The 3,848-nt window shown below is 68.3% G+C and carries 3 protein-coding genes and 1 pseudogene; 1 reads left to right on the top strand and 3 read right to left on the bottom strand.

What is annotated here, in order from left to right; all coding sequences use genetic code 11:
- The 3 genes from VIB55_RS17155 to VIB55_RS17145 all read right to left on the bottom strand — a co-directional run.
- On the bottom strand, positions 1–1,170 hold a 1,170-nt coding region (locus VIB55_RS17155), incomplete at its 3' end, for a pitrilysin family protein (protein ID WP_331877892.1).
- A 132-nt stretch (positions 1,171–1,302) separates the two neighbouring features.
- On the bottom strand, positions 1,303–1,974 hold the full coding sequence (locus VIB55_RS17150; protein WP_331877891.1) for a YdcF family protein: 672 nt from the start codon (positions 1,972–1,974) through the stop codon (positions 1,303–1,305).
- A 4-nt stretch (positions 1,975–1,978) separates the two neighbouring features.
- On the bottom strand, positions 1,979–2,851 hold the full coding sequence (locus VIB55_RS17145) for a tetratricopeptide repeat protein (RefSeq protein ID WP_331877890.1): 873 nt from the start codon (positions 2,849–2,851) through the stop codon (positions 1,979–1,981).
- A gap of 597 nt (positions 2,852–3,448) precedes the next feature.
- On the opposite strand from VIB55_RS17145, the pseudogene VIB55_RS17140 reads away from it, so the two are divergent.
- A pseudogene (locus VIB55_RS17140) lies at positions 3,449–3,848 on the top strand (HNH endonuclease); the annotation flags it as partial.

Genomic DNA, 3,848 nt, shown 5'->3' with positions numbered 1-3,848 from the left:
CAGCTCGGTTTGGATCAGCCCCGGGTCGCCGAAGTAGGTTTCCAGCATGGACAGGGTGTCCGCCCGCTCGCTGGTCTTCTGCAGGCCGAGCAGGTGCCGCGCCTCGAGCCCTGTGACGGCCCGTTCCATCTCGCGCTCCGTCGGCCCCTCCCGTCCGAGCGTGCCCAGCGCCTCCAGCATCGCCTGCTCCACCGGCTCGGGCGGCTGGCCCGGCAGCACGCTCCCGCGCATGACGAACAGCGCCGCACCGGTGACCACGGGAAACACCATGGCGGTGATGGCGCTCGCCAGCCGACGCTCGCGCACCAGCGAGCGGTACAGCCGGGCCGACTTGCCGCCCGCCAGCAGCTCGGAAAGCACGTCGGCGGCGTAGTAGCCGGGGGTGCCGTACGGGGGAATGCGGTACGCCAGGTACACGCGCGCCGCGGCCACGGGCTGCTCCACCGTTTCGCGGATCTCGCGGCCCAGCTGCAGGGGGCTGACGCCGGGCGTGCCGGGGAGCGGCGGGAGCCCGGGGCCGCGGGGGATGGGGCCGAAGTAGCGCTCGATCAGCGACCGCGCCGTGTCGCGGTCGAAGTCGCCGCAAAGGGTGAGCACGGCGTTGTCCGGCGCGTAGAAGGTGCGGAAGAAGTCGGCGACGTCGTCCAGGCTCGCCGCGTCCAGGTCTTCCATGCTGCCCATGACCGAGTGGTGGTACGGGTGGTCCGGCGGAAACAGCAGCCGCTGGATCCGCTCGTCCCAGTCGCCGTACGGCGCGTTGTCCACGCGCTGGCGGCGCTCGTTCTTCACCACCTCGCGCTGGTTGTCGAACTTTTCCTGGGTGAGCGCGGGGAGGAAGAAGCCCATCCGGTCGCTGTCCAGCCACAGCGCCAATTCCAGGTGGCTGGCGGGAACGGTGGTGTAGTAGTTGGTGCGGTCCAGCCAGGTGGTGGCGTTGATGGACCCGCCCACGCGCTCCACCGTCTGCATGTGCTGCGTGTCGGGAACGTTCTGCGAGCCCTGGAACATCATGTGCTCGAACAGGTGGGCCAGCCCGGTGCGCCCCGGCCGCTCGTTCCGGCTGCCGACGTTGTACCAGAAGTTCACGGTGACAACGGGGAGCGAATGGTCCGCGGAAAGCACCACCCGCAGGCCGTTGCCCAGCGTGTATCGTTCGATGGAAATCTGCATCGGGTAACTACGGGGAAGACGGTAAGGACGGCAAAAACGGCAGCCACGGGGACCGGGGCGGGAGCACCAGGACCGCCTCGCGGCGTCTCCCGTGGTGACCGTCCGGACCGCGGCTGTCGTGGTTGCCGAAGTTCACAGCGCCTGCAGCAGCGCGAACGGCAGGCTGAAGCTTTCGCGGATCAGGTGCTTGCGCTCCACGCTGCGGCTCTCGGAAATGGGGCTGGTGAGCGTGGGCGACGTGTATCCCTGGAAGCCGACCAGCCGCGCCAGCAGCTTCAGCCGCAGCATGTGGAAGGGATCGCTCACCAGCACGGCCGTGTGCATCTTGCGGTTGCCCATCAGCTCGGAAACGGACTGCATGGATTCCAGTGTCGTCATCCCCGACTTCTCCACCAGGATGGCGTCGCCGGGAACCCCGCGCCGGATGGCGTAGCGCCGGCCCACCTCGCCCTCGCTGACGGTGTCGCCCGGGGCCTGGCCGCCCGTCATGATCATCCGCGGCGCGATTCCCTTTTCGTACAGCGAGATGGCGTGGTCCAGCCGCGCCTGCAGCACGGGCGACGGACGGCCGTCGTACTGGGCCGCGCCCAGCACCACGATGGCATCGGCCTTCTGTGCCTCGTTGCGGCGCCCGTACAGGTGGATGGCGGCCACGGTGAGCGCCCAGCAGGCGACCATGAAGATGGCCAGCTTCACCAGCCCGCGGACGATGCGCACGGGCCATGGGTCGCGCCGGCGCGGGGGGACCGGCGCGCGGTCCCCCGGCGCGACGGGCGGAGGGGCGTGGGGATCGGAGTGGGTCACGAGGTCAGGTCCGCTGCAGAAGGCGCTCGCGAAGGAGCGTGGGTCCCAGGTCGGCCCGCAGGAACTGCTCCGCTTCGTCGGCGCCGGCGGTCAGCCGGTCTTCCACCTCGGCCAGCAGCTCGCGGTCGGCGCTGTCGGCGGCGCCCTCGGCACGGGCGAAGGCTTCCCACGCCGGGTCTTCCCACCCCTGCGCGCCCATCGCGAGCGCGGCAAGCAGCTGCACCTCGACGTCTTCGTGGCGCTCCCCGGCCGCCTGGTGAAGCTGCTCGGCGCTCTCCTCGCCGCGTCCCGCGTCTGCCAGCGCCAGACCGAACAGCGCGCGCAGCCAGCTGTCGTCGGGCGCGAACGACAGGGCTTCTTCCAGCGCGTCCAGACCCTCGCTGGTCTTTCGGGCCAGGAGCAGCGCGATTCCGAGCTCCATGTGGATGGCCGCGTCGTCCGGCGCGAGCCTGCGGGCGGCTTCCAGCTCCACCAGTGCTTCGTCGAACAGCCCCTCGCGGGCCAGGTAGGCGCCGTACGCCTGCCGCGCGAAGGGAAAGTCGGGGGCGGTGAGCGCGGCCATGCGCAGCGCGCCCTCGCCCGCGGGGTCGTCCAGCGCGGCGACGGCGGTCCCCGCGACGGCCAGGACGAACGGGTCTTCCGGCTGCAGTTCCAGCGCGCGGCGGAACATGTCGTACGCCTCGCCCTCCTCGCCCAGGCGCTGCGCCGCGATCCCCAGCCAGCACAGCACCCGCGGATCGTCGGCGTGCGACTCCAGCTCATCGGCCAGAAGCTGGTGCGCCTCGTGCCAGCGATCCTGCTCGCCCAGCGCCTCGGCCTCGGCCACCAGCGCCTCGGCCGTATCGTGCCCCGCCGCTCCGAACCCGTTCTCGCTCATCCGCCGTCCGTCGAGTGTTCCCGCTCAGTATTCGTCCCGCGCGATGCCGGGTCTCCGCTGGAATCCTGCCCCCGCCCGTCCCCCGCCGCAAGGGACCGTCTGCCGCGGGAACTACAGATCCCACGCTGATGGGCCGCCCGCGGCCATCTTCACGGCGACATCGGGGGCATCTTTCGCACCACGGGGCGGATCGCAGCGAACTTCCTGTTCGTTCTGGACGGCGACTTCGAGTGAGGGCCGGATGCGCGGACATGACGCCAGCCACTTCAGCGGCTCAAGCGACCGCCGTCCCGGTAGCGCGTTAAAGATCGATGTATGGATCTCTATCCGCGTTACGGTACGATACATCGACCGTTACACGTGGATTACGCTTCCCCGAACGAGGTGCTCGGGGGCACTCGCATCTTCTCGATAAAACGCGCAAACCCCGAAGCGTGGGCTCCGGGGTTTGGCGCGTATTCGTGAGTGCCTGGGACGGGACTCGAACCCGTAAGGGGTAGCCCGGCAGTCCGCCAAGTGACGGCACTTGTCCGCTATGTCCATTGTGTTGCCTTCGCGGATAGGTACTATAGACCCATGCGATGACGGTTCTGAACAGTGAAGAATCCGAGACGTTCCGACGAGGAGTTTACGCAGGCCGTTCAGGCGGCCAAATCGATCCGAGCCGCACTCCGGGTACTTGGCCTCGCGGAGGCTGGGGGGAACTACAAAGAGTTCCGAAAGCGTGTAGAAAGGCTCGGCCTCGACATCTCTCATTTCGACGGCCAAGGCCATGGGCGCGGAAGCGGAATCGGACAGCCGTTGGCCAAGATTCTTATCGAACGAAGTTCCTACACGAATACCAACCGCCTCCGCTTGCGGCTGATCGGTGAAGGCATCCTCAATGACAAGTGCTCAGAATGTGGGCTGCGTGAGTGGCGAGGGAAGAGCATCACTCTACATCTCGATCATGTGAATGGTGTAGGTAACGATCACCGCCGCGAAAACCTGCGACTGC

Origin of the sequence: Longimicrobium sp., assembly GCF_036554565.1 — a bacterium.
In the GTDB taxonomy this organism is placed as follows: domain Bacteria; phylum Gemmatimonadota; class Gemmatimonadetes; order Longimicrobiales; family Longimicrobiaceae; genus Longimicrobium.
The sequence above is the reverse complement of the archived record's forward strand: the minus strand, read 5'-3'. Positions and strand labels throughout refer to the sequence as shown.